This is a genomic window from Gluconobacter sp. P1C6_b (assembly GCF_018811945.1).
Classification (GTDB): domain Bacteria; phylum Pseudomonadota; class Alphaproteobacteria; order Acetobacterales; family Acetobacteraceae; genus Gluconobacter.
Window position 1 is genome coordinate 1 of record NZ_JACRVU010000032.1, and the last position, 26,137, is coordinate 26,137.

Here is a 26,137-nt window from a genome sequence, read left to right on the forward strand (position 1 = left end):
CCCCCATATCCCCCAGCGCATCCGGAACCGCCCGCCCCGCGTGGTCACTGACGAACACGAACGGCGACGGCGTCTTTTCAGGAAAAAGAAGGAAAGGCGCCGGATCACTGGCGCCGAGAAGGGGAGCAGACATCAGGACTTCACACTCTTACTATCCAGCCAAGGCCCGCACAGTATGCCTCACGGCGTCCGCAGACCAGTCCATGTTCCCGATGGACTCCGCGACGACCTCGCCTTTGCCATTCAGGATCAGCGAACGCGGCACGCCATGCAGAGACATGACATCCGGCGTCAGTTCCTTCAGATCAGCGGGACGCACCTGCCGGATCGACTGCACCAGAGCTGTCTGGTCCGCCGTCTCCATCATCACGCCGGACACCGGATCAACCAGTACCGGCAGCGTGTCGATCCCGTGGCTGTCATAGAACGCCCGGACCTTCGGAACGGTGCTGCCACGTACCGCGACCGCCACGATCTGCGGACCGTCCGCATCCAGAGCCTTGGCCGTCGCATTCACCGAAGGCAGCTCGCGGATGCAGGGCGGGCACCAGGTTGCCCAGAAATGCAGGATGAACGGATTGCCGTACCAGTGCGACAGCGGCACGTCCTGCCCCTGCTCGTTCTGCACGCTCAGCGGCGGCAGAACTTTCGGCGTTGCGAGCTTTCCAAAGGAATTCGGCTCGAAAGGCAGTCCCTTGCCAGCCTCTTCCTTTGCAGCCGTTGCAGCAATGGCCCGCCCCGAAACCAGAAGGGCACCGGCCCCTCCCAGAAGATGACGACGTGTCAGGGGAAAAGTCATGTTGGAAATCCGTTCTTTCATTACAGCAGGTCTGTCACATCGGGGCTCAGGCGCTCGTCGCGGCAAGAACCCGGCGCAGCGCGGCAGGTGCTTCGGGAGCCGCCCAGTCCAGCGATCCTGCGGCCGTCGCACGAATGCGCCCTGCACCATCAATCAGGAATGTTACGGGGATGGCAAGCGCCCTGTTTGCGGACCATACCTTCAGCGCCTCTCCGGCCATCGTCCAGACGGGCAGTCCGCCCAGATCATTGCGCTCCAGAAATGCACGAATCTCTTCCGGCGAGCCACTTGAAACCGCCACCGGAACAACCGGACAGTCCGGCCCCCATGCCGTCATGAAGGCCGCCAGCCCCGGCAGTTCATGACGGCACGGCGAACACCACGTGGCCCAGACATGCAGCAGGAAAGGCGCTCCCCGGCGCGAGGCCAACACATCATGCGCGCCGTCAGGACCGGACAATACGAACCCGACCGGCGCAGAAACGGCTTTACCCGGCATCAGACGGTCAATCGGCATACCGCGCCGCACCACCGTCCCCGCAAACTTCGAGGCTCCGTAACCCACGGCAACTGCCAGTCCGAGCGTCCCGAACACAACGCTCCGTCGACCCGGCAGACCCGCCTTCACGCCGGTTTGGCAGGCTGAAGATCCGACAGGATTTTCTCCAGAGACACCTGACTCTCCGGTGCGGTCCACGCCATTTCCCCTTCGACACTGGCCCGCAGCCGCCCCTGCGCATCAATCACGCAGGTCATGGGCAGGCTCGGCTCACCGGCAGTGAACCACTGGGAAAACTCATGCTGTCCCAGCGTCCAGGGCGCGATATGCGGCAGATTGCCCTGCGCCAGAAAGACCATGACTTTCGGCATCGGGCTGGCGACGGCCACCGGGATCACGGGCACGGTGGAGCCTGTTTTCTCGATGAACGTATTGAGCGCCGGCAGCTCCAGTCTGCAGGGCGGACACCAGGTCGCCCACAGATGCAGCACAAAGGGCCGCCCTCTCATCGTGGACAGGGAAAGGGCCGTGCCCCCCGGCCCGACAAGCTGGAAGTTCACGGGCTCCAGTCTGGGCGCGCCGGGCTTGAGCGACGGCAGCATCGGCTGCACACCATCTGCCGCCCGGGCAGAATTCCCGAGCCCGCAATTGCAGAGGGAAGCCGCCGCAGCTAGGCTGGCGGCTCCTCCAAGAAGGGTTCGCCGGTCGATCTGCTTCCGAATCATCTGTTTACGGTTCCCATGAAAAACGCTCCTGTCGACACACAATCAGATGCCGCTACATCCTTTGAAGGCACAGCCGCCAATCCGCAATGGGGTGGCCGCTTCGCCTCGGGTCCGGCCGCCATCATGGGCGAGATCAACGCCTCCATCGGATTTGACAAGATCCTGTGGCGACAGGACATCCGCGGCTCCCTCGCCCATGCCGCCATGCTCCAGAAGGTCGGCCTGCTGACCGAAACCGAACTGGCCGAGATCCGTCAGGGTCTGGGCGACATCGCACAGGAAATCGGCGAAGGCCGCTTCGAGTTTTCCCCGGCCCTCGAAGACATCCACATGAACATCGAGGCCCGCCTGTCCGAGCGCATCGGCGAGGCCGGCAAGCGCCTGCACACGGCGCGCTCGCGCAACGATCAGGTCGCCACCGATTTCCGCCTCTGGGTCCGCGATGCCATCGACGGCCTGCAGGAGCAGACCGCCTCCCTGATGCGCTCCCTCGCCACCCGCGCGCTGGAACATGCCGCAACGCCGATGCCCGGCTTCACACACCTTCAGGTCGCCCAGCCGGTCACGTTCGGCCATCATCTTCTGGCCTATGTCGAGATGCTGTCGCGAGATCGTGGCCGTCTGCGCGACGCCCGCGCCCGTCTGAACGAATGTCCGCTCGGCTCGGCCGCCCTTGCCGGGACATCCTTCCCGATCGACCGCCGCATGACAGCCGCAGCGCTGGACTTCGACCGCCCGACCGCCAATTCGCTCGATGCCGTCTCGGACCGTGATTTCGCGCTCGAGTTCCTCTCCGCCCTGTCGCTGCAGGCCATGCACCTGTCGCGTCTGGCCGAGGAAATCGTGATGTGGGCGTCGGCTCCGTTCGGCTTCATCACGCTGTCCGATGCCTTCACGACCGGCTCCTCCATCATGCCGCAAAAGCGCAACCCGGACGCCGCCGAACTGGTGCGTGCCAAGATCGGCCGCATCATGGGCGATTTCGTGGGCCTGCTGACGGTCATGAAGGGCCTGCCCCTTGCCTATGCCAAGGACACGCAGGAAGACAAGGAACCCGTCTTCGATGCCACCGAGGCCATGACCCTCTCGCTGGCCGCCATGGACGGCATGATCCGGGACCTGAAAGCCAGCACAGCCCGGATGCGCGAAGTCGCGGGCATGGGCTTCTCCACGGCCACGGACCTTGCCGACTGGCTGGTCCGTGAACTCCGCGTCCCCTTCCGCACTGCCCATCACGTCACCGGCCGTCTGGTCGGCATGGCGGAACAGAAAGGCTGCGATCTGGCCGATCTGTCGCTGGGCGAAATGCAGTCCGTCGAACCGCAGATCAACGCCGGCGTTTTCGATGTCCTGACCGTTGAAGCCTCTCTGGCGTCCCGCACCAGCGAAGGCGGCACGGCTCCGACCAATGTGAAGCATCAGGCCGAAGTATGGCTCGCCAAACTCGGAGAAACCGCATGAAAACACTGTTGCTCGTCAGCATGGCGGTCATGGCCCTCAGCCTGACCGCATGCGGCAAAAAAGGCGCCCCGCACGCTCCGGGACCGTCGCAGGACATCACCTATCCGGGCGTCTACCCGCCGGAATAAGCGCTCGCCTCCAGAGCCTGCAACACGAGTGGATGGTCCAGCACCTGCCGAGCCGTCCACCCCTCCTGCCGCAGAACCCGCACCCCTTCCGCGCCATCCCGCTTGGACAGCTTCTGTCCGTCCGCATCCAGAATGAGCGCATGATGGGCGTAAACCGGCTCCGGCCAGCCCATCAGCTCCTGCAGGACACGCTGGACTGACGTCGCCTCATACAGATCCCGCCCGCGCGTGACGGTCGTCACGCCCTCAAGCGCATCGTCATGTGTGACACACAGATGATACGACAAGCCTGTATCCCGCCGCGCCAGAACAATATCGCCGAACGCATCGGCCTTCCCGGCAACGTGGCCGTGCCCAACCTCATGCCAGCCTGGCACTTCCTGCAACACATCCAGCGCCTGCTCCATATCCAGCCGCCAGACCGGATCACGTCCCGGCCCTTCCCGCGCAGCGCCGTGCCGACAGGTCCCGGGATAAACGAGGCTCCCATCCGGCGCGATCTGCGTCGCAGCCTCGGCGATTTCCCGTCGCGTGCAGAAACACGGATACAACAATCCCCTTTCCCGCAGGTTTGCCAGCACGACATGATACTCAGGCAAATGTCTGGACTGCTGCCGAACCGGCCCGTCTGACAACAGCCCGAGCCAGTCCAGATCTTCACGCAACGCCTGTGTCAGTTCCGGCGTGCAGCGCGTCGTATCAATATCCTCGATACGAATCAGAAACTTTCCAGCTTCTCCAGCCACAATCCGCGAATACAGTCCCGAGACCACATGCCCCAGATGCAGAAACCCCGTGGGACTCGGCGCAAATCGTGTCGTGGCGGGAGGCGTCATGAATGTGTCACCAGCGTTTGCTTGCGGTCCGCGCAGTTTACTGGAATAGTTTCTTCAAAGAAGCCGACGACACGTGTTTTCCCGCTGTTTGTCCCGTTTTCATTCGGCGCCGTAACCCCCGCATGTGTCGTCCTTGCAGAAAGGATGCGTGTGGTGTCCGTCAGCGGTCAGCATTTTCCGGCTCTTGTCCTGAACGCGGACTTCCGTCCGCTGTCCTATTTTCCGCTCTCGCTCTGGTCCTGGCAGGAAGCCGTCAAAGCTGTCTTCCTCGACCGCGTCTCAGTCCTTTCCGAATATGAAGACGCCGTCGTCCACTCCCCCAGCCAGAGCATGCGGCTGCCCAGCGTCATCGCGCTGAAGGATTACATTCCCACAGCCCGCAAGCCGGCCTTCACCCGTTTCAACGTTTTCCTGCGAGACAATTTTTCATGTCAGTACTGCCATGACCGATTGCCCACGCACGAGCTGACCTTCGATCACGTCATCCCCCGCGCCCGGGGCGGCCGCACAACCTGGGAAAACGTTGTTACCGCCTGCAGCCCCTGCAATCTGCTGAAGGGCTCCAAACTGCCCAGCGAACTGGGCATGCACCCGCACCGCAAACCCGTTCAGCCCAGCAGCCGCTTGCTTCAGGAAAACGGACGCACCTTCCCGCCGCATTACCTTCACGAAAGCTGGCGCGATTATCTGTACTGGAATACCGAACTCGAAACCTGAGCACACGTTCAGTCAGTCCAACTTCTGCAAGGATGGACTTCCATGCGTACTGGACTTCTGCTGACGACACTGGCCCTCGGCCTGTCGGTGACCGCCCTGCCCGCTTCCGCGGAAACGCTGCACCTCTTCGGCCCCTTCAAGGGCGAACATGGTGCAACCGCCCCGATCAAGGGTTCGGCATCCGCAATGCTGGATACCACCAAGAATACCCTGACGTACCGTTTCGAAGATAATGGCCTGACCGGCCCGGTCACCGCAGCGCATCTGCATGGTCCGGCCCCGGACGGTCAGGACGCCGGCGTCCTCGCCCCGATCAACGGCCCTTACACGACCCGCATGACCGGCACGCTTCAGCTCACGCCCGATCAGGTCAAGGAAGTGCAGGCCGGGCAGACCTACATCAACCTGCACACCGAAAAATACCCGGACGGCGAAGCCCGCGCCCAGCTTACGACCGACCTGATGGGTCACAGACATCACATGGAATAAGCGCCCCCTCCTCCAGAAAAAAGGCCTGCCCCGCAAGGGACAAGCCTTTTTTCATAGCGCCACAGGTGATTTTACTGATCCGCTGAATCGGCTTTGCTATCCGGAGCCTTCGCGGGACTGGCCGGATCAAGCTCATGAGCCGTCTTCTTCGTCCAGGCCCCCGTAGCATGAACAGCCTCTTTGGTACCGTTCTTGGTCGCTTTCCAGCCCTTTTCGCCTTCCTTTCCAGTCCAGTGCGCAGCGTCGGAGACACCGCTCTTCGTGGCATTCCAACCTTTGACGCTCTCCGTTTTCGTCCAGTCAGCGGCATTGGACGTCCCATGACGGACCGCAGCCCAGGACTGACGCACACTCCGGCAGAGGTCCGTCTCACAGGGCTTCTCGGCGCTTCCGGCCGCCATGGCCGTCGGCGCCAGACCTGTTGGCATCAGAGCCAGACCAACAAGAAGCAGCGACGATGAAAAAGCAGGAAACCGGATCGACATCGGGAAACTCCCTAAGTTTCAAAGAATGTCACACTGTCATTCCTTGAAGCACCGGACAAGCCCGACAGATATTCCGCGAAGAAAGCGCTCACAACAGCTGGATCAACTCTGATCTACCAGTTCAGGGCACTCGCAACCGAACCTGCCGGGCGCAGGCATGGCTTCAGATCCGCATGCCGGATTTCAACGCGCTCCCATGACGGATGAACGGCTCAAGCGCAGGACGCATCCTGAGACCCATAAGAAAAAACCCCGCATTCCTGCGGGGTTTTCGACAGGTTTTCACCTGCGCAAACTAACTCATGCCAGACGCGGGATCATTCCCACTCGATGGTGCCGGGCGGCTTGGAGGTAATGTCATAGGTCACGCGGTTAATGCCGCGGACCTCGTTGACGATACGGCCGGCCACCCGGTTCAGGAACGCGAAGTCGAACGGATAGACTTCCGCCGTCATGCCATCCGTGCTGGTCACGGCGCGCAGGGCGCAGGCCTGATCGTAGGTTCGACCATCCCCCATAACGCCGACCGTGCGCACCGGAAGCAGAACCGCGAAAGCCTGCCAGATTGCATCATACAGACCAGCGCGGCGGATTTCCTCAAGATAGATCACATCCACCTTGCGCAGGAGATCGAGCTTTTCCTTGGTGACGTCACCCGGAATACGGATCGCCAGCCCGGGCCCCGGGAACGGATGCCGTCCGACGATGCTCTCCGGAATACCCAGCTCACGGCCAAGCATGCGGACCTCGTCCTTGAACAGCTCACGCAGCGGTTCGACCAGTTCCATATTCATGCGGTCCGGCAGACCGCCGACATTATGGTGGGACTTGATGGTGACGGACGGACCACCCGAGAAGCTCACGCTCTCGATCACGTCCGGATACAGCGTGCCCTGAGCCAGGAACTGCGCGCCACCCAGCTTCGCAGCCTCTTCTTCGAAGACCTCGATAAACAGACGACCGATCGTCTTACGCTTCGTTTCCGGGTCGGTCACGCCAGCCAGTTCCTTCAGGAACAGCTCGGAGGCATCACGATGGACAAGGCGGATGTTGAAACGGCCACGGAACGTCTTGACGACTTCGTCAGCCTCGCCCGTACGCATGATGCCCGGATCCACGAAAATGCAGGTCAGCTGATCGCCGATCGCATCATGGATCAGCTTGGCCGCAACGGAGCTGTCCACACCACCCGACAGACCACAGATCACACGACCCGAACCGACCTGCTTGCGGATGCGCGCGATTTCCAGCTCACGGAAGCCAGCCATCGTCCAGGTTCCGCTGCAACCTGCAACATTGTGCGTGAAGTTGCGGATCAGCGCAGCACCATGCGGCGTGTGCACGACTTCCGGATGGAACTGCACACCGTACAGACGACGCCCCTCATCCGCGATGATCGCGAAGGGCGCCCCTTCGGAATGGGCAACGGCACGGAAGCCCGGCGGAAGCTGCGTGACGCGGTCGCCATGGCTCATCCAGACCTGCTCACGCTTGCCGCGCGCCCAGACACCCCGGAACAGCGAGCAGTCTTCGGCGATATCAATATAGGCACGACCGAACTCGCGGTGCTCGTGGTGCTCGACCTTGCCGCCCAGCTTCTGGCACATCGCCTGCTGGCCATAGCAGATCCCCAGCACGGGGCGGTTCAGCGCGAAGACCACATCCGGAATCGGCGGTGCATTCTCGTCATGCACACTGGCCGGGCTCCCGGACAGGATGATGCCGCGCGGATTGAAAGCGCGGATCTTTTCCTCGGTCGCCGTATACGGCCAGATCTCGCAGTAGACGCCGCTCTCGCGGACGCGACGCGCAATGAGCTGCGTCACCTGGCTGCCGAAATCCAGAATGAGGATACGGTCTTCGTGAAGGGTTTCGTCGAGTTTTTCGACGGTGCTGGCGTCCTGCTGGGTCAATGTCATGGCCTCGCGTTCCGGTTTCATGGTGCCTTTTGAGGCTCTCCTATAAGGTGTTGTGTCGTCTGCGTCATCCATTCTGAAACACGGAACAGGAACAACATGCGCCTGCCAGCACTTTTCGCCCTCTCCGCCACGGCCCTGCTCGCCGCCTGCGCCGGCACTCCCGACCCCGGCAAGGATCCGACCGGCTCCTGGGTCGGTGCTCTCGTCACGGATCAGGGGAACTGCCCGACCGAACGCCCCTCGACCCTCCGGATCCGCGGCAAGGAAATTCTTTTTACGCCGGCTGACGGTTCACAGGTCCTGCATGGAACTTACACACCCGGAAATCACCACTATCATGCCGAGCTTGCCATGACGGACATGGACCATCACAACACGGCCGTCGTGTTCAACGGCTACCCGGTTGGACAGGCCATTGGCGGCATTTTCGGCTCGCCTTCCTGCCGGGCCCATATCACCATGACGCGAAACTGAAATTTTTTCGAAAGCGGGGTTGTCAGGTCAGTTAAGCCTCTGTAAAACCCCGCCTCACAGCGCACCCGTAGCTCAACTGGATAGAGCACCAGACTACGAATCTGGGGGTTAGAGGTTCAAGTCCTTTCGGGTGCACCAGTCTTCTCCTGATGAAGACCTATACAATGTGTCCGCACCCGTAGCTCAACTGGATAGAGCACCAGACTACGAATCTGGGGGTTAGAGGTTCAAGTCCTTTCGGGTGCACCACATTGCCTTTTCCCCTTTATAATTGAGCGGCTTTTCAGTGCCGGACCCGCTCTAGGCAGCGATAGACCTCGTCCCACTCATACGGCTTGGACAGAAACATCGTGCCGCCCGGCAGTTGCCCCAGATCCTGAATTCGCGTCCCCGACGTCAGAACCAGTCCGATTTCCGGGCGACGCTCACGGATCAGGCGGGCAAGCGCCACGCCGTCCATATCGCCAGGCATATTCACGTCTGAAAAAATGGTGCCAATATCCGGATTCCGGGCCAGCACCTGAAGCGCCTCGTCGGCATCAGCCGCGAGAGAGGCTTCATAGCCCGCCTCTTCCAGCATATCTGCCGCGAGAAAGCGCAGAAGCGCCTGATCCTCGACAACAAGAACATGCTTTCTGTTGACCCTTTTGGAGTCCCCACGAAATCCTCCTTTCGGAGCCGCTCGCGAGGATGTCTCCTTCATGGACATGACATACATGGCAATCACCTTCCGGGATTGAAAAACCTGTAACACCCAATCGGGCGCCCTGCCCTGTGCAACGTCACGACAGGGCCCATGTTTGCATGTGTGAATTTTTTCTGACGTGCGCCTGATGCATGGGAACCCGAAAACTCAGTGCGGCAGCGGCGCAGCGAACCCGCCACGCCCCGATGTCGCCAGCACATCGATCCCGACAATTCCCCACTGCCCGTCAGGCTGGCGCACAAACAACGGGCCGCCACTGTCCCCCCGTGTCGCCGAACAGTCATGATGGATCAGCCCGTTCAGCGCCAACCCGTTTATTTGACAGGAAATATCGCCATACGGAACCTCAGGCCGGTCCTGCGGATATCCGACCAGCATCGCCGCAGCACCCATCTGCGCCGAACCATAAGGAACAAGATCCTCTGGCAGAACTACCGGTCGATCCAGAACCAGCGTGGCCCGATCCCCGGACGCAGTCCCCCCTTCGTTCGCAGGATCGTATCCGGGGGCAATAACAAATCGTGTCACCTGCGCATGAAGGCGATACTGCCCCATCGCATAACCCATCAGGACATGAACATCCGCAGGCTGGATATAATGCCGGGTCGCAGGCAGCCACAGACAATGCGCCGCCGTCAGCATTACGGTCGGCGCCACGGCAAATCCCGTACAGCGCCCACCAAGAGACGTCTGGACCCGCCCCAGGATCCGCCAAGGCGCCGTATTCACATCCACGACGCTGCGATGACTGTCTGCGCCGAGTCCCGGCAACACCATAGTCGGAGCGGCCATCGCCCCACCGCCCAACAGACAGAGCATCAGCAACGCCCCGGCGCGTTTCATCCCAGATGATCCGGCCCGAATGCGTCAGGCAGAAGCTCGGCCAGCGTCCGGGTCAGGAGCAGCTTCCCCTGCGGATCGATCATGTGAACCGGCAGCTCCGGAAGTCCGAATTCCCGCAGCTTCTGCCGACACCCACCGCATGGCGTACACGGCGCATCGCCGCCCACAATCACGATTTCCTCAATACGACGTCCCCCACCCCGCACCATGGCGGCAATCGCACCTGCCTCGGCACAGGTGCCAAGCGGATAGGCCGCGTTCTCGACATTACAGCCGGAATGGACAACGCCCTCACACCGCAATGCGGCCCCAACCTGAAAGCGCGAATAAGGTGCGTAAGCACGCGAGCGGGCCTCAAGGGCCTCCTGGATCAGTTCCTGTATCATGCCCACAATAGTATCCCCTGCGGGTTCAGCTTGGAACATGCTTCCAAGAGCGATACGGTAGTAGCATCATGAGTGCACCGCTTCCTTCCGATCCCGCCACCGATCCATCCTTCTCCGACATGCTGGAAACCCGCCCTTCGCTGAAAATGGACGCACGGGACGGCCTGATGTTTGAAGGCGTGCCTCTGCACGTCATCGCAGCCGCCGTTGGCACGCCCTGCTGGATCACGGGTGCTGAAACGCTGCGCCGTCGGGCAAAGGCCCTGCGCACCGCGTTCGAGGCCCGGAACCTGCCGGTGAACATGCATTTCGCCATGAAGTCGCAGGATCATCAGGCCACCCTGACCATTCTGCGCCAGTGCGGCTATGGTGTGGACATCGTCAGCGGCGGCGAGATGCAGCGTGCGCTTCATGCCGGGATTCAGCCTTCGGGAATCGTGTTCTCCGGCGTCGGAAAATCCGATGCGGAACTGCGGGCAGCCGTCGAGCACGACATCGCACAGGTCAATGTCGAGAGCGTCGAGGAACTCTACCGTCTGGATGATATCGCCCGCGCCTGTGGCCGCGTCGCGCGTGCCGCCCTGCGCGTCAATCCGGACGTGGACGCCGACACTCATGACAAGATTTCCACGGGCCGCGCCGGAGACAAGTTCGGCATCGAACACCGCCGCGCCGTCGCCCTGTATGGCGAGGCCGCCAGCCTGAAAAACGTCCGCCTCGTCGGTCTGGCCGTCCATCTGGGTAGCCAGATGCTCATCGCTGGCCCCTTCCGCGAAGGCTATGCCCGGCTGGCCGACATGGTCCGCGAAATCCGCGCCGCCGGTCACACTGTCGAATCCGTAGACTGCGGCGGAGGCCTGGGCATCCGGTACCGGGACGAAATCGCCCCCTCGCCGGACATGCTCGCCGGGGTCATTGCAGAAACACTGGGCGATCTCGACGTCCGTCTCAGCATCGAACCCGGCCGCTGGCTCTCTGCCCCGACCGGTATTCTCCTGACCCGGGTGATCGAAACCAAGGCAGGCAATCCGGATTTCGTCGTGATCGACGCCGCCATGAACGATCTCGCCCGCCCGTCCCTTTATGAATCGTGGCACGGCATCATGCCCGTCGCCCCGAGCGGCCTGACCAGTCCCACGAAACTGTGGGACATCGTCGGCCCGGTCTGTGAAAGCAGCGACATTTTCGCCCGAGACCGCGCCCTGCCTGCGGAGACGAAGCGCGGCGACCTGATCGCCCTGCTCGATACCGGGGCTTACGGTTCGGTCATGAGTTCGACCTACAATTCCCGCCCGCTTGCGGCGCAGGTCCTGATCGACAACGGAAAATGGGAGATCATCCGGCAGCGCCAGAGCGTTGCGGAACTGATTGCAGCCGAAACCGTTCCGGAATGGCTGACAGCTAAGGACGACCATGGCTGAGCCAAACCCGGCCCTCCACCTCAAAGCCCTGCGCCGGAAAGCCCAGCGTGTCCTGTGGTGGGAACGCGCCTGGGAACCCCTGCGCTGGCCCCTGCTGCTGGTCGCGTTCTACGTTCTGGCCTGCCTTGCGCGGATCCCCCAGTCCCTGCCGGACTGGCTGCATACCCTGCTGGAAGCCGGCGTTCTCGGCACGGCCCTGTGGCTGACCATCACCGGCCTGCGCCGTGTGCCTCCCGTCAGCATTTCCGTGGCCGACCGCCGGATCGAGCATGATTCCAAACTCGCTTACCAGCCTCTCCTCAGCCTGACCGACCGGCCGGCTTTTGCAGGAAATGGCGAGCAGTCCGCCATCTGGTCCCGTCATGTCGAGCGCGTCACCGCCTCGCTCGGCACGCTCCGCGTTGGCCTTCCCCACCCCGAAGCCAGCCTGCACGAACGGCTCGCCCTCCTTGCCGTTCCGCTGGCCATCGTGGTCGCGGCAGTTCTCGGCGGCACACACACTCCCTCGCGTCTGCATGCCGGACTGCTGCCCGGCGTGGATGACGACAGCATCCCGCTCCCCACCCTTCAGGCCTGGATCGACCGGCCGTCCTATGCTCCCGGCGCACCAATTTTCCTTTCCGCCACGGGACACACTACGCTTGACGTTCCGCAGGGCGCCATTCTGAACGCCACCATCACCGGCGCGCATGGAAAACCCGCCCTGCACGGAATCGCCTCGCCTGAACAGAACAGACTCGACGCTGAAAGCTGGAACAGCCACGGCACGCTCCAGCAGTCCGGCACCATCAGTATCGTCGTCCGTGGCCGCACACTCGGCTCATGGCGCGTAAAAGTCGAACCCGATCTGCCGCCCACCGTCACATGGGACGGCAAACCCGGCCCGCAGAAAGATGACTGGCGCACCGGCCTGCCCTGGCACGTCCACCAGACCTATGGCGTCGCCTCACTTGAAGCCGAGATCAATCTTCCCGGCCTGACCCGGGGCCGCATCCTGCATGTCCCCATCCCGCTCGACGGACAGCCCAAGGATGCGAAAGGCGTCGCCACACCCGACCTTTCCTCCGATCCGTTTGCCGGAATGGAGGTCGAAGGCCGCCTGCACGCCAGGAGTGTTTCCGGCCGCGAAAGCCGCAGCGATATCGTCAAATTCCAGATCGCCGCCCGCAAGTTCACCGATCCGCTGGCCCGCGCCCTCGTCGCCCTGCGCCGCCGCCTCATGCTCGGCCAGCAGCGCGCCTCGCAGGCCGCAGCCGAACTGAACCTCCTGACGCAGACGACCGATGAGCGCGCCATTCTCGCAGCCCTCGGCCTCGAGATTGCCTCCCTCCAGAAAGACGCCCCTGATGGCTCCGCGGACCGTGTACCCGGCGAACTGTGGGCACTGGCTCTCTATCTGGACGATCTGCGACGCGACGGTCCCGATATCGCCGATGCAGCAGCGGAAGTCCGCGCAGCCCAGCAGGGCGTGCAGCAGCAGCTCGATCATATGCGCGACCTCGGTGACAAGGGCCATACCCTTCCCGAACAGGAAGAACTCCAGCGCCGCACTCAGGCTCTCAAGGATGCCCTGAACCGCCGGATGCAGCTCCTGTTCGCGCGCGCCGCCCAAAGCGGCATCGTCATGCCACAGTCCGGCACCAGCTCGGCCGATCCGTTCTCGGACGAGATGCGCCGCCTCCAGTCCGAGGCCAATCAGGGCCATGGCGACGAAGCCCTCAGGCGGCTTCAGCAGATGGAAGACATGGCCGAGCGCATGCGTCAGGCCCGCCCCGAGGATCTGAAGGCTCTTGCCGAACAGATGAAGGCGCAGGCCGAAGCCCGTGCCCAGCGCGCGGCCCTGCATGATCTCGTCCACCGCGAGACCACCCTGCTCGACCATACGCAGTCCCGCCTCTCCGCAGCGCAGAAGGCCGCGGCTCCGCCCGATGACGGCAGCCGCCGGGATGTCAGCCAGATGTCCACGGCCGACCTGCTGCGCCAGCTTGGCATGCAGCCCCCGCCCGGCATGGAGCAGCCCACAGACGCCAAACCACCTGCTCCGGTCGATCCGGACACGGTCGCCGCCCAGTCCGATGGACGCCGCGCGGACCATGCCCTGCAACGCGCGCTACAGCGCGTCAACGACATCCTGAGCCACCGCGTCAAGGACCTGACCGGCAAGCCCGCCACCGCCTTCGACAAGGCGAAGACGGACATGCAGACCGCGCGTGAAGCTCTCGCCGACCGCAAGGACGCCGAGGCCCAGACCGCCGAGCAGAAAGTTCTCGCCGATCTCTCCGAAGCCGGAAAGCAGATGCGCCAGAACCAGAAATCCGGCGGCTCCGGCAAAGGTGGACAGGGCGGTGGCAGTCTGAGCTTCATCCCGTCCGGTGGCGCAGGGAGTTCCGGACAGCCCCAGCATGGCGCAAAGGGCCAGCAGGGCGACGACGGCGACCAGCCCCAGGCCGGTGACGAAGACGGCGATGACGACGACCAGAAGGATCAGGATCCGCTGGGCCGCAAGCTGGGCGAAGGCGACAAGGGCAAGGATTCCGACGCCCACATCCCGGACAAGAGCGCCCGGGACCGCGCCCGCGACATCGAGCGCGAACTCCGCCGCCGCGCCTCGGACCGCACCCGCCCACAGAGCGAACTGGACTATCTGGAACGACTCCTCAAATCGTTCTGACACGTAAAAAAAACCCGGCGCCGTCATGGCCCGGGCTTTTTCATATCAGCTTCGGACATATTCAACGGGATGGCTGAACCCCGCCCAAACCATCCGTTTTCCCGTTACGGAATCCGATAGAACGGATTGGGCAGAAGAAAACCCTTCTTCGCATAGCCACCGCTCAGGTCGGACGGCTGGTCCCCGAGGCTTGCAATGATCGTATAGCCCTTGCGCTCGATCCGCTCACGGGTCGGCGCCTTGTACATCGCCGCATAGCCGTGAGACGTCATCGGCCGCAGATACAGCCCGTCCCAGTGCCGGATCCCCGCCTGATGCAGGTTCCGCTCCGTCGCCTCACGCTCGTCCTCATGCCGTCCCGTCACGAAAAACACCGCGACATGATGGACCTGCGCGTCCTCGATCAGCGCCCGCGTGGATGCAAAGGCAGGAGCTCGCCCGCTCTTCTCCCAGGCATCCGCGCCACACGGCCCTTTGGGCAGCGCATCGCACGGACCCGCCGCAATATATCCGAAATCATTGGCCCGGATCTCATCCCAGTTGGACAGCGTTGTCTCGTCGATATCGAGCACGATCGCCGGGCGTCGCGTTTTCGGCGCCGTCTCGTCAATCCACTGACGGGCCTGTGCAACAACGACATCGAAATCGTGCTGATAGTCGCCACTGTCGTGATAGGCGCTGGCGGCCAGAATGGCATCGCCCACATTCGCGGGCTGTGCGGCCATGGCAGCCAGAGGCGACATGGCGCCCCCGACAAACAGGCTGGTGGCGAGCAGGAGAGAACGGATCATGGAGGAGCCACCTTTCGTGACAGAAGAACAAGTCCGACCCCGACCAGAGCCAGAGCCGTTCCGATAACGGAAACACCGCTGTAGCCCAACCCCATGGACAGCGCGATCCCTCCCAGGGCCGCGCCAATGGCGTTTCCGAGATTGAACGCCCCAATATTCATGGACGACGCCAGAGCCGGTGCATCATGCGCGGCCTGCATCACCCGCATCTGAAGCGCGGGCATCAGCGAAAACGTGGCGGCTCCCCACAGAAGCGACGCAAACAGCGCGCCCGGCACGGTCTGCGCCATCCAAGGGAAAATCAGCATGATGGCGCCAAGAATGGGGAAAAAGACCAGCAGACTTCCGTCCAGCGAACGGTCCGCACTCCGTCCGCCCACGGCATTGCCGATGGAGAAGCCAACGCCCGTCAGCATGAGCGCGATCGTAATGACCGTCGGGCTCGCATGGGTAATATGCTCAAGGATCGGCGCGATATAGGTGTAGAGAACGAACATCGCTCCTGCCCCGATCGCAGTCGTCAGCAGCGCCAGAAGCACATTCCCCTTCACGAGCACCCGCAGTTCGCGCCCGACTTCCGGCGCCGGACCAACCTCGCGGGCCGGCAGGGCAAACTGTACGGCCAGCATGGTCACGAGCCCCAGCATCGCCGTTACACCAAAGGCGCTGTGCCAGCCGAAATTCAGTCCAAGCCAGGTTGCCGCCGGAACACCGATGATATTGGCGATCGTCAGCCCCATGAACATGGATGCCACCGCACTCGCCCGCCGCGATGGCGCGACAGACAGCGAAGCCTCCACCGCCCCCAGACCAAAAAAAGCCCCATGCGCCAGACTGGTCAGGACACGGGCCGCAAACAGCAATTCATAGCTATTGGAAACGGCGGAGAGCAGATTCCCCGCCACATACAGCCCCATCAGCAGAATCAGGGCCAGCTTGCGCCGGAACCGCGCCATCAGGAGCGTAATGACGGGCGCGCCGATCATCACGCCCATCGCATAGGCCGTCACCAGGCCGCCTGCCTTGGGCACGCTGACCTGAAGACCATGGGCAATGACGGGCAGAAGGCCCATCGGGGTAAATTCTGTCGTGCCGATGGCAAAGGCGCCAACGGCGAGCGACAGCAGTGGCCAGTTTGGTGGCGATTTCGCTGCCAGTTTCAAGACCGGTCTCCGGGACTGCAGATTGTTCGAGATTAATCGAACCCTGCCATACCCGAAATCCCGGAACAACCAAAAGTTGTTTTACATCATGCCGTTGGGATGCTCACCCATGTCCATGCCATCCATGATCATGGTCTTGTGGTGCGGATCATCGAGATGACATTCATGATCCTGAAGCTCCTCGCCCGAGCCGTGATCAAAGACATGCGCCATGTCGTCGAGCAGGATGAACCCGCCATGCTTGGCTGGCGTGATGACAAGCGTGTGGATGGACATGTCATCGGCCGCAATCACCCGGAACGGCGACGGATCCAGAGACGCCACGATCCTCGCCCGATACGGATGGCCGTACAGCGACACAAGCGACCAGGTTTCGGTGATCATGTTCTTGTCGAGTTCGGCACGGGCATAGGCTGTCAGGCAGTCCAGATGGATGTGCAGCTGATCCTGTGTCCGGCCCGGACGCGAATTGACGGCCATCGACAGATGGGCATCCGGAATTTCGAACCCGTAGGACTGCGCCACATGCCCGCGCTCTGCCCAGGCTTCGGCAAAATAGTTCGGCGTCTCGGGCTTCAGCAGAACGGGATCTTCAACGCCCGGCACCTTCTGCGTCGGGATCACGAGATACTGCCCGCGGCCCACATGGTCCTTGAGCAGGGCGTAACCATCTTTCTCGTCATAGACCGTGCAGGGCTTGTGAGCAGAGTCCAGTGCACACCGTCCGTGCACGACTTTCCACAGCGCACCCCGGTCATGGGACTTGCCACACCCCGACAGCCCGAACACAACCGCTGCCGCCAGCAAACCAACCCTGGCTGCCGTCCCGTAATTCCGCAAACTCATTCTTCCCTTACCTGACATTCAAGCTGCATCGCAGCCGCCAGCCTCTCGAAACGACGACGGACCGCACTGCCTGCCGCCCGGACGCTGCGCGCGCCCAGAACCAGCACGAGCGTTCCGTCTTCCACGAGAAGCCTGCACTCATCCAGCAGGACCTTCGTCCCTGCACAGAGTGTATACGCCAGCCGGAGCGCCAGACCCAGCCGCACCGCACGCTCGATTTCCGAACGCGACAGAAGCTGCCGGGAAGGTTCGATCAGGGGAGAGTCCATTGAGACTTCATAACGCACCGCCAGCGTCAGGCCGATGAAGGCCCGCGCGCTGTGGTCAAAGCCCACGCCATGACCATGCATCACACGCCGGTAGGTCTGCTCCGCCCGGTATTCGGGATGATCGTAGGACCCGATGTCAGACAGCATGCAGGCCAGTTCGCGCAGGCGCTTCTGGGTCCGGGTCTCATCGCGGAACAGCGGTGCCGTCCAGCTCACCAGAGGCTCTGCCAGCGACGCACTGCGCGCCAGACGATTGGCCATCTCCGCCGCCAGATCCGTCATCGGATCAAGATCCGCGACCGAAGAGGCGACATGGCGCATGTACCAGCCCTCGCGCAGTCCATCGACGCTGAACACGACCTTGGACGGACGGACCCGCTCCATCAGACAGCGCAGCACGACGGCTGCAAACGGCGCATCCGCCAGACGCTTGCGCGGCGCACCGGGAAGCTTCTCCAAAGTGCGGCGGGGCGAGGCAATGACCCAGTCCGCCATCTCCCGCGCTTCCCCTTCCGAAAGGGTAAACAGATGCACGAGGTTCAGCGGATACTGCGTCCGCGCGATCTGCAGTCGCGCCAGAGCCCGGAAAGCCCCACCCACCAGATAAAGCGGCCGGCCCGTCATGCCCGGCAGCCAGTTCACGGCCGCAAGAAGTTCGTTCGCGATTTCAGCCGCCCGCTCGATGCTGCCCTTCGCACGGTCATGCAGCCGGATCACGCCCAGCTTGGTCGTCACGGCCTCGAAATACTGACCATCGGCCACATGGATCAGCTCCAGCGATCCGCCGCCGATATCCGCGACCAGACCGTTCGCTTCGGGCAGCCCGCACAGCACGCCGCGCGCCGCATAATCGGCTTCCTCGGTTCCTTCCAGAACCCGGATCGGCACACCTGGCATGCGGGCGCGGATCGCATCCACGAAGTCCGGACCGTTGGACGCGTCGCGGACAGCCGCCGTGGCGAGAACCTCGAAAGGCTCGGCGCCCATGGCGCGGGCGACGGTGTGGAAGCGCCCCAGCACGTCCATCGCCAGCGCCACGCCCTCGTCATTGAGACGGCCCGTCGCATCCAGGCCCCGCCCCAGCTTGAGCGTGACCTTCTCGTTGAAGATCGGAAGGGGGTTGCGCGTCACCCCTTCAAAAACAACCAGCCGGACCGAGTTTGAACCGAGATCGACAATGGCGGAACGCTGTGAAGATGAGGACATGCAGATCAGTCTTCCAGAATCCTGTCGGGCCGTTCACGGGGGCGATGCGCCTCCGGAAGGACCTTCTCCCGCGCAGCCGAGCCTCGGCCGGACAGGGACGGATTGTTCATGAAGTATTCGTGGGCGGAAAATGGGTGTGCGCCTGGCGAAACCCGATGCCAGTAGCCGTCCCTCGTGAGCGTCCAGCTCTGAAGGTTGTCCTTGATGTTCATCGTCATGATCTGGCCAAGAATCTGCGCATGGACCGTCGGGTTCGTGATGGGCACCATGGCTTCTACCCTCCAGTCCATGTTCCGCACCATCCAGTCTGCGGAAGAAATGAAAACTTTTGCCTTGTGGGATGGCATCCGATGCCCGTTTCCGAAGGCAAAAACCCGCGCATGTTCCAGAAAACGCCCGACAATCGACTTGATCTCGATATTATCCGAAAGTCCGGGCACTCCAGGCCGCAGACAGCAGATTCCCCGGATGATCCCGATGATCTTCACCCCGGCCTGCGACGCCTTGTACAGCCGGTCGATCAGCTCGGCGTCCACAAGACTGTTCATCTTCAGCCAGATCCGCCCCGGCCGACCCGCCTTCGCATGGTCGATCTCGTCCTGGATCAGCTGCTCCAGTGTGGACCGGATGGTGATGGGCGAGAACGCCAGCGCATCCATCTTCGCCGGGATGGCATAGCCCGTCATGTAGTTGAACAGACGCGCCGAGTCCGATGCCAGCTTCGGGTCACAGGTAAAGAACGACAGATCCGTATAGATCCGCGCCGTGATCGGATGGTAATTGCCGGTCCCGAAATGCGCATAGGACCGCAGCGACCCGTTCTCGCGACGGACCACAAGGCTCAGCTTTGCATGCGTCTTGAGATGCGCGAACCCGAACACGACCTGAACGCCCGCCGCCTCCAGTGCACGCGACAGACGGATATTGGCTTCCTCGTCAAACCGCGCCCGAAGCTCGACCATCGCCGTCACCGACTTGCCCGCCTCCGCCGCCTCGATCAGCGCATGGACGATCGGACTGTCGCGTGACGTCCGGTACAGTGTCTGCTTGATCGCCAGCACGTTCGGGTCCAGCGCGGCCTGACGCAGAAACTGCACCACCACGTCAAAGCTCTCGAACGGATGATGGACCAGCATGTCCTTGGCCCGGATCGCCGCGAAACAGTCGCCGTCATAATCCAGAACACGCTCGGGAAAGCGCGGGGTATAGGGCGGGAACACCAGATCCGGACGGTCATCCACGATAAGCTGCTTGAGATCCGTCACGCCCACGAAAGAGGGCAGAACGACAACGTCCTCTTCGCCCACGCCAAGCTCTTCGCCCATCTCGCGGCCCAGCGTGTCCGGAAGCTTGCGATCCAGCGCAAGATGAATACACACGCCGCGCCGACGCTGCTTCAGCGCCGTCTCGTAAGACCGCACCAGATCTTCGGCCTCGTCCTCGAACTCCACATCCGTATCGCGGATCACACGCAGCACACCCGCGGCCCCGATCACCAGCCCCGGGAACAGACGCCCCGCAAACAGCGTAATGAGATCCTCAAGCAGCACGAAACGGATCTGATCCGGCGTCTCCTGCCCTTCCTTCAGCCGCGCCGGAAGACGCAGGAACCGGGGCACCTGCGCCGGAAGCAGGATCAGACCATCCATGACATGTGCCGAGGACGCAGCGTCCTTCAGCCGCATGTGCAGCGCGAGGCCCATATTGGGAATGAACGGCAGTGGATGGGACGGATCGACCGCCATCGGCGTCAGCACCGGGAAGACCCGCTCGTCAAACAGCGTGGACAGCTGCGCCAGATCGGTCTCGTCCAGAGAGTCGGTCGGCAGGATGACGATCCCCGCCTCCTTCAGCTCTCCTTCAAGGAGATGCCAGACACGCTGCTGCTCGGCCAGAAGATGCCGGGCCTTCTGCCGGACCTGCACAAGCTGCTGGGCCGGCGTCAGCCCGTCAGGGCTGCGGACGACCGTCCCCTCGCGGACCTGCCCCACCAGACCGGCCACACGCACGGAATAGAACTCGTCGAGATTGCTGGAACTGATGGACAGGAACCGCACCCGCTCCAGCAGCGGATTGCGGGGGTTTTCCGCCTCATCGATGACGCGCTGGTTGAAGTCGAGCCAGGACAACTCCCGGTTAAGAAACCGCTCCGGCGATGTCAGCATATGCGCGTAGTCTTCAGCCCGTGCCGCGGCCGTCTGCCGACGGCGCCCGCGGTTCTGCGCCGGGGTCACGGCATTGCGGGGTTTGCGGGGGGAACGGCGGCGCGGAGCAGGCCGGGAATCTTCAGTCGTCACGATGGGGTCTTCCGGAACACACAGAAATACGGATCGCATAAAAGGTCATGCCGCGGGATAGGCATGTCAAACGGAGTTTTTGTGTCACTCCCATGACGCCTGCCCCTCGGGCGTCAGAAGATCCGGCAGCATTTCCATCGCCAGAGCCCGCGTGATCGGCTGCTTGCGCGCCAGAGCGGCCTCGTCCAGCCGCTCCACCGCCGAGACCAGCGCATTGCCCGTCCGGGGCAGATGCCGCCACAGCCATTCCGTCACCGTCTGCGACACCACAAGCTGCCGGTCTGCCAGCAGAGACAGCAGAAGCGTCGCCCGCAGATCGTCCTCAGGCTCCCCCGTCGCCGTGGTCGCCGTCGCCCGCAGACGGCTCGCCAGATCGGGCAGCATGAAATGACTGCGCGAAGGCGGAAGCCGCCCGGCCATCAGAACCCGGTCCCCCTGCGAGAACGCATCGTTCAGCAGATGCAGCATGGTCGCCTCGTCTCCCGGCGAATCGGCATTGTCGATCGCCAGGTTCCCCTGAACCCGGATCCGCCCCCCTGCCGATGACGTGGAAAACAGCCGCGCATCCAGCACCGTGGCGTCATGCTCACGGGCCCAGGCCGTCAGGAGATGCGTTTTGCCCGTCCCCGATGGCCCCCAGAGCCAGAGCCGCCCGTCCGGCCACTGGCTCCGCGCCAGCCAGGCCCGCGCAGCCGCATTAGACGGCCCGTTGATGAAACGCTCGGACGTCATGGCCGTCACGCGACGCAGCGGAAACGCCATCTGAACGGCTGGCCGCACCTGATGATGCTCCCGGCCGACAGCCCCGAATTCCGGCACCGCGTCCCCCTCCGTGGCCCTGCCCGCATCCCGTTTCGTCATCCCAGGTCCCTTTTTCATGCCGTTACGCCTTCAAACAGGCGTTCCGCCAGCGCGCAGGATGCTCTAGAACGGCGTCACGTCAACCAGCGGGAACCTTCGACCATGACCGAGCAGCCTGACATCTCCCCCGGCACGAGCCACAGCACGACCGGTGGCGCAAGCTACGCACAGGCCGGCGTGGACATCGCCGCAGGAGATGCGCTGGTCGACGCGATCAAGCCCGCAGCCAAAGCCACGAACCGCCCCGGCACCATGGGCGGCCTCGGCGGCTTCGGCGCCCTGTTCGATCTCAAGGCCGCAGGCTTCACCGATCCCGTCCTCGTCAGCTGCACCGATGGCGTCGGCACCAAGCTGATGGTCGCAATCGAAGCCGGCAAGCATGACGACGTCGGGATCGACCTCGTCGCCATGTGCGTCAACGACCTCGTCGTGCAGGGTGCCACCCCGCTGTTTTTTCTGGATTATCTCGCCACCGGAAAACTCTCCGTCGAGGCTGCTGCAACCGTCGTGAAGGGCATCGCCAAGGGCTGCGCCGAGTCCGGCTGCGCCCTCGTCGGCGGTGAAACAGCCGAAATGCCCGGCATGTACGCCCCCGGCCATTACGACCTCGCAGGCTTCAGCGTGGGCGCTGCCGAGCGGAACAGCCTACTGCCCGCCAACATCGCCGAAGGCGATACGCTGATCGGCCTGCCGTCGTCCGGTGTTCATTCCAACGGCTTCTCGCTGGTCCGCGAAGTCGTGCGCCGCTCCGGGCTTGGCTGGAACGATCCGGCCCCCTTTGCTGAAGGCCACACCCTTGCCGAAGCCCTGCTGACGCCCACGAAACTCTATGTCCGCACGGTCCTCGACCTGCATGCCGAGGGCCTGCTCCACGGCTGCGCCCACATCACCGGCGGCGGCCTGCCCGGCAACCTGCCCCGCGTCCTGCCTGAAGGCTTTGGCGTGCGCATCGACGGCTCCGCATGGATCGTCCCGCCCGTGTTCCGCTGGCTGGCCGAAACCGGCAATGTCGCCGCCGATGAAATGCTCCGTGTCTTCAACTGCGGCATCGGCATGGTGCTCGTCACCTCCGAGCCCGAAAAAGTCATGGCCGAACTGGATGCCCGTGGCGAAACCGGCTTCCTTATGGGCCAGATCGTCCGATCCGACGACGCCTACACCCTGACGACCCCGGTCTCCTTCGCATGAAGAAGCCGCACACCAGAACCCGGGCCAAGGCCGCGCCCAAAAAGACCGAAAAAGTTCCCATCGCGATCCTCATCAGCGGCCGCGGCAGCAACATGCGCGCCCTGATCGAGGCCTGCGCCCGTCCGGACTATCCGGCCGAAATTGTGCTGGTTCTCAGCAACCGTCCGGATGCTCCGGGCCTTGAAGTCGCCGAAGCCGCGGGCCTGAAAACCCTCGTCATCGACCACAAGCCCTTCGGCAAGGACCGCGAGGCCCACGAACGCGAAATCGACGCTGCCCTTCAGGCTTCCGGCGCCATGCTGGTGGTCCTCGCAGGCTATATGCGCGTGCTGACCCCCTGGCTGGTCAAGGCATGGGAAGACCGGATGCTCAACATCCACCCGAGCCTCCTGCCCGCCTTCCCCGGCCTGCACACCCACGAAGCCGCCATCAAGGCCGGCGTAAAAGAGCATGGCTGCACCGTCCACCTCGTCACGTCAGGCGTGGACGAAGGCCCCATCCTCGGACAGGCCAGCGTCCCCGTTCTGGAAAGCGATACACCCGAAACCCTCGCCGCCCGCGTTCTGGAACAGGAACACCTGCTTTACCCGGACGTGCTGGAGATGATCTGCGACGTTTTCGCGAAATAAAGCATCTATCGTGGCCCTCTACGGCTTCGCGTAAGCGTAAGGGCCACCCTTTTCGATCGCCCGGCGATAGGCCGGACGGGCATGGATCCGTTCCAGAAACGCCCGCACATTCGGACGCCCGAGCAGCGCCCCGCCCCGTGAAGCCGCTGCTTCAAGCGGAAAACTCATCTGGATGTCCGCTCCGCTCAGATCCGTTCCTGCGAACCAGCCGGTTCGGGCAAGCTCGCTCTCCCAGAAATCCATGTTCAGAAGCAGCTGCGGATCCACAAATCCCTTTTGGGTTTCTGACGCAATCTTCCTGACCAGAGGCCGCAGCAGGAACGGCACCTTCTCCGGCAGCATCTGGAAAATCAGCTTCAGCAGAAGCGGCGGCATGGCAGAGCCCTCCGCATAGTGCAGCCAGAACACGAACCGCACCCAGTCAGCCGTCTCCTTCCACGGCATCAGGCGCCCGTTGCCATAGCGTTCGAGAACATACTCGATGATGGCTCCCGATTCCGGCAGCACCACATCCCCATCCACCAGAACAGGCGCCTTCCCCAAAGGATGCACCTGCTTGAGTTCGGGAGGCGCAAGCATCGTTTTCGGATCGCGTTTGTAAAACCGGATCTCGTAAGGCAGTTCGAGTTCTTCGAGCAGCCAAAGAATACGCTGGGACCGGGAATTGTTCAGATGATGGACGACAAGCATCGGGTTCTCCCTTGATCGGGAGCTAACGGTCGCAAAGCGCATGAGGTTGCCCCCGCCCCTGAGAGCAAAGACGGCGCAACAAAAAAGGCGCGGACCGAAGCCCGCGCCTTTTCTTCAGGACAGAAAGTCCCAACCGCAGATTACGGAAGGATTTCGGTCTCGGCGAAGAAGAAGGAGATCTCGTTCTTCGCGTTCTCGAGGCTGTCCGAACCATGCACGGAGTTGGCTTCGATGCTCTCGGCGAACAGCTTGCGGACGGTGCCTTCAGCAGCGTCGGCCGGGTTCGTCGCGCCCATGACTTCGCGGTTCTTGGCAACGGCGTTCTCGCCCTGCAGAACCTGAACGACAACCGGCTCGGCAATCATGGAGGACACGAGGCTGCCGTAGAACGGACGCTCCTTGTGCACGGCATAGAAAGCGCCAGCCTGCTTCTCGGTCAGCTGGATGCGCTTCTGGGCAACGATGCGCAGGCCAGCGCCTTCGAACACGGCATTGATCTTGCCAGTCAGGTTACGCTTGGTTGCGTCGGGCTTGATGATGGAAAGCGTGCGCTCGAGAGCCATCTTTCTTCTCCTGGTTAGGACCGGCCCCTTCCGGGACCAGCGGGTAAATACCGCCGTTCCACTAGAGCAAATTCATCGTTCCTGATAGGTCTGTCGCAGTATTTTAACGTCCCCTGTTTCTTTTCTTCCGACTGATCGAGGCGCCCGTGAGCCTGCTCACCATCACCGACCTGACCCTCCGCATCGCGGGCCGCACCCTGCTGGACAATGCGTCCCTCAGCGTGGACCCGGGACGCAAAATCGGTCTGATCGGCAAGAACGGCGCCGGAAAGTCCACCCTGCTGGCCGCAATCGCCGGTGACTTCACCCCGGACGGCGGCACCATCACCCTGGCAGCCCGCGCCACGATGGGCCGCGTCAAACAGGAAACACCCTCGGGCAGCACTTCCATCCTTGATACGGTTCTCGAAGGCGATCTCGAACGCACTCGACTGCTTGCAGAGGCCGAAACTGCGACCGATCCGGCCCGCATCGCCGACGTGCATGAACGCCTCATCGCCATCGACGCCTACACAGCCCCCGCCCGCGCCGGTGCCATCCTGTCCGGTCTCGGCTTCGATCAGGACGCCCAGAACCGAGCCGTCTCGGACTTTTCCGGCGGCTGGCGGATGCGCGTGTCGCTGGCCACGGCGCTGTTCCTGAACCCCGATCTGCTGCTGCTCGACGAACCGACGAACCATCTCGATATCGAAGCCACGCTCTGGCTGGAATCCTGGCTGGCGAAGTTCTCCGGTGCCGCAATTATCGTCAGTCATGACCGCTCCCTGCTCGACAACACCGTCGATGCCATCGCCCATCTCGATCACCAGAAAATCAGCGTCACCCCTGGCGGCTACGACAATTTCGTCCGCATCCGCACGGAACAGGCCCTCCAGCAGAACCGCGCCGCCGAACGCATCGCCGCGCAGCGCGCCCACATGCAGTCCTTTGTGGACCGCTTCCGCGCCAAGGCCACGAAAGCCAAACAGGCACAGGCCCGCCTGAAGGCCCTCGAACGCCTCCCCCAGATCGACAGCGTCGTGGAAGACACCCCCACCCGCTTCTCCTTCCCCGAGCCTGTCTCTTATACACATCT

The 26,137-nt window shown here is 62.9% G+C and carries 27 protein-coding genes and 2 tRNA genes; 12 read left to right on the forward strand and 17 right to left on the reverse strand.

Features of this window, described 5'->3' with window-relative positions; genetic code table 11:
• Positions 1–151: 151 nt before the first annotated feature.
• The 3 genes from KP701_RS14500 to KP701_RS14510 are packed head-to-tail and all read right to left on the reverse strand — an operon-like array spanning position 152 to position 2,023.
• Positions 152–799, reverse strand: a complete 648-nt coding sequence (locus tag KP701_RS14500) for a TlpA disulfide reductase family protein (protein ID WP_215747658.1) — start codon at positions 797–799, stop codon at positions 152–154.
• A 46-nt stretch (positions 800–845) separates the two neighbouring features.
• Complete coding sequence (locus tag KP701_RS14505; protein WP_215747659.1) at positions 846–1,394, reverse strand: TlpA disulfide reductase family protein; 549 nt, start codon at positions 1,392–1,394, stop codon at positions 846–848.
• 29 nt (positions 1,395–1,423) lie between these two features.
• Positions 1,424–2,023 (reverse strand): TlpA disulfide reductase family protein, encoded by a 600-nt coding sequence (locus tag KP701_RS14510; protein WP_215747660.1) that lies wholly within the window; start codon positions 2,021–2,023, stop codon positions 1,424–1,426.
• Between the two features lie 15 nt (positions 2,024–2,038).
• On the opposite strand from KP701_RS14510, the gene argH reads away from it, so the two are divergent.
• Positions 2,039–3,484 (forward strand): argininosuccinate lyase, encoded by a 1,446-nt coding sequence (argH, locus tag KP701_RS14515; RefSeq protein WP_215747661.1) that lies wholly within the window; start codon positions 2,039–2,041, stop codon positions 3,482–3,484.
• Positions 3,481–3,612, forward strand: a complete 132-nt coding sequence (locus KP701_RS16505; RefSeq protein WP_256445030.1) for a hypothetical protein — start codon at positions 3,481–3,483, stop codon at positions 3,610–3,612. The genes argH and KP701_RS16505 overlap by 4 nt, the downstream gene beginning before the upstream one ends.
• On the opposite strand, the gene gluQRS is transcribed toward KP701_RS16505, so the two are convergent.
• Positions 3,597–4,448 carry a tRNA glutamyl-Q(34) synthetase GluQRS gene (gene gluQRS / locus KP701_RS14520; protein WP_215747662.1) on the reverse strand — a complete coding sequence of 284 codons (852 nt, stop codon included), beginning with the start codon at positions 4,446–4,448 and terminating at the stop codon, positions 3,597–3,599. The genes KP701_RS16505 and gluQRS overlap by 16 nt on opposite strands.
• Positions 4,449–4,592: 144 nt before the next feature.
• Here gluQRS and KP701_RS14525 point away from each other — a divergent pair, with 144 nt between their 5' ends.
• Positions 4,593–5,165, forward strand: coding sequence for an HNH endonuclease (locus tag KP701_RS14525; RefSeq protein ID WP_034953612.1), 573 nt, complete (start codon positions 4,593–4,595; stop codon positions 5,163–5,165).
• A 42-nt stretch (positions 5,166–5,207) separates the two neighbouring features.
• Positions 5,208–5,654 (forward strand): CHRD domain-containing protein, encoded by a 447-nt coding sequence (locus KP701_RS14530; RefSeq protein WP_215747663.1) that lies wholly within the window; start codon positions 5,208–5,210, stop codon positions 5,652–5,654.
• Between the two features lie 71 nt (positions 5,655–5,725).
• On the opposite strand, the gene KP701_RS14535 is transcribed toward KP701_RS14530, so the two are convergent.
• The gene (locus KP701_RS14535; RefSeq protein ID WP_215747665.1) at positions 5,726–6,139 is read right to left on the reverse strand and encodes a hypothetical protein; all 414 of its coding nucleotides are present in this window, start codon (positions 6,137–6,139) and stop codon (positions 5,726–5,728) included.
• Between the two features lie 317 nt (positions 6,140–6,456).
• The gene (gene guaA, locus KP701_RS14540; protein ID WP_215747666.1) at positions 6,457–8,058 is read right to left on the reverse strand and encodes a glutamine-hydrolyzing GMP synthase; all 1,602 of its coding nucleotides are present in this window, start codon (positions 8,056–8,058) and stop codon (positions 6,457–6,459) included.
• 96 nt (positions 8,059–8,154) lie between these two features.
• Here guaA and KP701_RS14545 point away from each other — a divergent pair, with 96 nt between their 5' ends.
• The 3 genes from KP701_RS14545 (at position 8,155) to KP701_RS14555 (ending at position 8,781) form a co-directional block, all read left to right on the forward strand.
• The gene (locus KP701_RS14545) at positions 8,155–8,532 is read left to right on the forward strand and encodes a hypothetical protein (RefSeq protein WP_215747668.1); all 378 of its coding nucleotides are present in this window, start codon (positions 8,155–8,157) and stop codon (positions 8,530–8,532) included.
• 61 nt (positions 8,533–8,593) lie between these two features.
• A tRNA-Arg gene (locus KP701_RS14550) sits at positions 8,594–8,670 on the forward strand.
• A 34-nt stretch (positions 8,671–8,704) separates the two neighbouring features.
• A tRNA-Arg gene (locus KP701_RS14555) sits at positions 8,705–8,781 on the forward strand.
• Between the two features lie 34 nt (positions 8,782–8,815).
• Here KP701_RS14555 and KP701_RS14560 read toward each other — a convergent pair.
• The 3 genes from KP701_RS14560 to KP701_RS14570 all read right to left on the reverse strand — a co-directional run bounded on the left by KP701_RS14560 (position 8,816) and on the right by KP701_RS14570 (position 10,467).
• Entirely contained in the window at positions 8,816–9,241 is a 426-nt protein-coding gene (locus KP701_RS14560) for a response regulator (protein WP_225198312.1), read from the reverse strand.
• A gap of 144 nt (positions 9,242–9,385) precedes the next feature.
• Positions 9,386–10,081: a serine protease gene (locus tag KP701_RS14565; RefSeq protein WP_252345656.1), complete on the reverse strand. Its 696-nt coding sequence runs from the start codon at positions 10,079–10,081 to the stop codon at positions 9,386–9,388.
• On the reverse strand, positions 10,078–10,467 hold the full coding sequence (locus tag KP701_RS14570; RefSeq protein WP_215747681.1) for a cytidine deaminase: 390 nt from the start codon (positions 10,465–10,467) through the stop codon (positions 10,078–10,080). Before KP701_RS14570 ends, KP701_RS14565 begins: the two co-directional genes overlap by 4 nt.
• Before the next feature lie 68 nt (positions 10,468–10,535).
• On the opposite strand from KP701_RS14570, the gene lysA reads away from it, so the two are divergent.
• Both lysA and KP701_RS14580 read left to right on the forward strand, forming a co-directional pair.
• Positions 10,536–11,888, forward strand: a complete 1,353-nt coding sequence (gene lysA / locus KP701_RS14575) for a diaminopimelate decarboxylase (RefSeq protein ID WP_215747670.1) — start codon at positions 10,536–10,538, stop codon at positions 11,886–11,888.
• Positions 11,881–14,559 carry a DUF4175 domain-containing protein gene (locus KP701_RS14580; protein WP_215747671.1) on the forward strand — a complete coding sequence of 893 codons (2,679 nt, stop codon included), beginning with the start codon at positions 11,881–11,883 and terminating at the stop codon, positions 14,557–14,559. The genes lysA and KP701_RS14580 overlap by 8 nt, the downstream gene beginning before the upstream one ends.
• A gap of 104 nt (positions 14,560–14,663) precedes the next feature.
• Here KP701_RS14580 and KP701_RS14585 read toward each other — a convergent pair whose 3' ends face one another.
• The 6 genes from KP701_RS14585 to KP701_RS14610 form a co-directional block, all read right to left on the reverse strand.
• Entirely contained in the window at positions 14,664–15,350 is a 687-nt protein-coding gene (locus KP701_RS14585; RefSeq protein ID WP_215747672.1) for an HAD family acid phosphatase, read from the reverse strand.
• Positions 15,347–16,513, reverse strand: a complete 1,167-nt coding sequence (locus tag KP701_RS14590; RefSeq protein WP_215747673.1) for an MFS transporter — start codon at positions 16,511–16,513, stop codon at positions 15,347–15,349. The genes KP701_RS14585 and KP701_RS14590 overlap by 4 nt, the downstream gene beginning before the upstream one ends.
• A gap of 81 nt (positions 16,514–16,594) precedes the next feature.
• A complete protein-coding gene (locus KP701_RS14595) occupies positions 16,595–17,359 on the reverse strand; it encodes a CDP-diacylglycerol diphosphatase (RefSeq protein WP_215747674.1) in 765 nt (254 codons plus the stop codon).
• A complete protein-coding gene (locus tag KP701_RS14600; protein WP_041112161.1) occupies positions 17,356–18,834 on the reverse strand; it encodes a Ppx/GppA family phosphatase in 1,479 nt (492 codons plus the stop codon). The genes KP701_RS14595 and KP701_RS14600 overlap by 4 nt, the downstream gene beginning before the upstream one ends.
• Before the next feature lie 5 nt (positions 18,835–18,839).
• Positions 18,840–21,170, reverse strand: coding sequence for an RNA degradosome polyphosphate kinase (locus KP701_RS14605; RefSeq protein ID WP_252345657.1), 2,331 nt, complete (start codon positions 21,168–21,170; stop codon positions 18,840–18,842).
• A gap of 45 nt (positions 21,171–21,215) precedes the next feature.
• On the reverse strand, positions 21,216–21,893 hold the full coding sequence (locus KP701_RS14610) for a DnaA ATPase domain-containing protein (RefSeq protein WP_215747682.1): 678 nt from the start codon (positions 21,891–21,893) through the stop codon (positions 21,216–21,218).
• 201 nt (positions 21,894–22,094) lie between these two features.
• Here KP701_RS14610 and purM point away from each other — a divergent pair, with 201 nt between their 5' ends.
• Positions 22,095–23,180 carry a phosphoribosylformylglycinamidine cyclo-ligase gene (gene purM, locus KP701_RS14615; protein ID WP_215747676.1) on the forward strand — a complete coding sequence of 362 codons (1,086 nt, stop codon included), beginning with the start codon at positions 22,095–22,097 and terminating at the stop codon, positions 23,178–23,180.
• Entirely contained in the window at positions 23,177–23,809 is a 633-nt protein-coding gene (gene purN / locus KP701_RS14620) for a phosphoribosylglycinamide formyltransferase (protein ID WP_215747677.1), read from the forward strand. The genes purM and purN overlap by 4 nt, the downstream gene beginning before the upstream one ends.
• An 18-nt stretch (positions 23,810–23,827) precedes the next feature.
• Here the strand turns inward: purN and KP701_RS14625 are convergent, their stop codons facing one another.
• Together KP701_RS14625 and ndk are read right to left on the reverse strand one after the other, a co-directional pair.
• Complete coding sequence (locus KP701_RS14625) at positions 23,828–24,499, reverse strand: glutathione S-transferase (protein ID WP_215747678.1); 672 nt, start codon at positions 24,497–24,499, stop codon at positions 23,828–23,830.
• Positions 24,500–24,639: 140 nt separating this feature from the next.
• Positions 24,640–25,062, reverse strand: coding sequence for a nucleoside-diphosphate kinase (gene ndk, locus KP701_RS14630; protein ID WP_011253445.1), 423 nt, complete (start codon positions 25,060–25,062; stop codon positions 24,640–24,642).
• Positions 25,063–25,208: 146 nt separating this feature from the next.
• Here ndk and KP701_RS14635 point away from each other — a divergent pair.
• A partial coding sequence (locus tag KP701_RS14635; protein WP_215747679.1) for an ATP-binding cassette domain-containing protein occupies positions 25,209–26,137 on the forward strand: 929 nt, incomplete at its 3' end.

Coding starts and splice junctions, on each gene's coding strand:
- KP701_RS14500 (WP_215747658.1), bottom strand. CDS start 799: ATGACTTTTCCCCTGACACGTCGTCATCTTCTGGGAGGGGCCGGTGCC.
- KP701_RS14510 (WP_215747660.1), bottom strand. CDS start 2,023: ATGATTCGGAAGCAGATCGACCGGCGAACCCTTCTTGGAGGAGCCGCC.
- argH (WP_215747661.1), top strand. CDS start 2,039: ATGAAAAACGCTCCTGTCGACACACAATCAGATGCCGCTACATCCTTT.
- KP701_RS16505 (WP_256445030.1), top strand. CDS start 3,481: ATGAAAACACTGTTGCTCGTCAGCATGGCGGTCATGGCCCTCAGCCTG.
- gluQRS (WP_215747662.1), bottom strand. CDS start 4,448: ATGACGCCTCCCGCCACGACACGATTTGCGCCGAGTCCCACGGGGTTT.
- KP701_RS14525 (WP_034953612.1), top strand. CDS start 4,593: ATGCGTGTGGTGTCCGTCAGCGGTCAGCATTTTCCGGCTCTTGTCCTG.
- KP701_RS14530 (WP_215747663.1), top strand. CDS start 5,208: ATGCGTACTGGACTTCTGCTGACGACACTGGCCCTCGGCCTGTCGGTG.
- KP701_RS14535 (WP_215747665.1), bottom strand. CDS start 6,139: ATGTCGATCCGGTTTCCTGCTTTTTCATCGTCGCTGCTTCTTGTTGGT.
- guaA (WP_215747666.1), bottom strand. CDS start 8,058: ATGACATTGACCCAGCAGGACGCCAGCACCGTCGAAAAACTCGACGAA.
- KP701_RS14545 (WP_215747668.1), top strand. CDS start 8,155: ATGCGCCTGCCAGCACTTTTCGCCCTCTCCGCCACGGCCCTGCTCGCC.
- KP701_RS14560 (WP_225198312.1), bottom strand. CDS start 9,241: ATGTCCATGAAGGAGACATCCTCGCGAGCGGCTCCGAAAGGAGGATTT.
- KP701_RS14565 (WP_252345656.1), bottom strand. CDS start 10,081: ATGAAACGCGCCGGGGCGTTGCTGATGCTCTGTCTGTTGGGCGGTGGG.
- KP701_RS14570 (WP_215747681.1), bottom strand. CDS start 10,467: ATGATACAGGAACTGATCCAGGAGGCCCTTGAGGCCCGCTCGCGTGCT.
- lysA (WP_215747670.1), top strand. CDS start 10,536: ATGAGTGCACCGCTTCCTTCCGATCCCGCCACCGATCCATCCTTCTCC.
- KP701_RS14580 (WP_215747671.1), top strand. CDS start 11,881: ATGGCTGAGCCAAACCCGGCCCTCCACCTCAAAGCCCTGCGCCGGAAA.
- KP701_RS14585 (WP_215747672.1), bottom strand. CDS start 15,350: ATGATCCGTTCTCTCCTGCTCGCCACCAGCCTGTTTGTCGGGGGCGCC.
- KP701_RS14595 (WP_215747674.1), bottom strand. CDS start 17,359: ATGAGTTTGCGGAATTACGGGACGGCAGCCAGGGTTGGTTTGCTGGCG.
- KP701_RS14600 (WP_041112161.1), bottom strand. CDS start 18,834: ATGTCCTCATCTTCACAGCGTTCCGCCATTGTCGATCTCGGTTCAAAC.
- KP701_RS14605 (WP_252345657.1), bottom strand. CDS start 21,170: ATGCGATCCGTATTTCTGTGTGTTCCGGAAGACCCCATCGTGACGACT.
- KP701_RS14610 (WP_215747682.1), bottom strand. CDS start 21,893: ATGGCGTTTCCGCTGCGTCGCGTGACGGCCATGACGTCCGAGCGTTTC.
- purM (WP_215747676.1), top strand. CDS start 22,095: ATGACCGAGCAGCCTGACATCTCCCCCGGCACGAGCCACAGCACGACC.
- purN (WP_215747677.1), top strand. CDS start 23,177: ATGAAGAAGCCGCACACCAGAACCCGGGCCAAGGCCGCGCCCAAAAAG.
- KP701_RS14625 (WP_215747678.1), bottom strand. CDS start 24,499: ATGCTTGTCGTCCATCATCTGAACAATTCCCGGTCCCAGCGTATTCTT.
- ndk (WP_011253445.1), bottom strand. CDS start 25,062: ATGGCTCTCGAGCGCACGCTTTCCATCATCAAGCCCGACGCAACCAAG.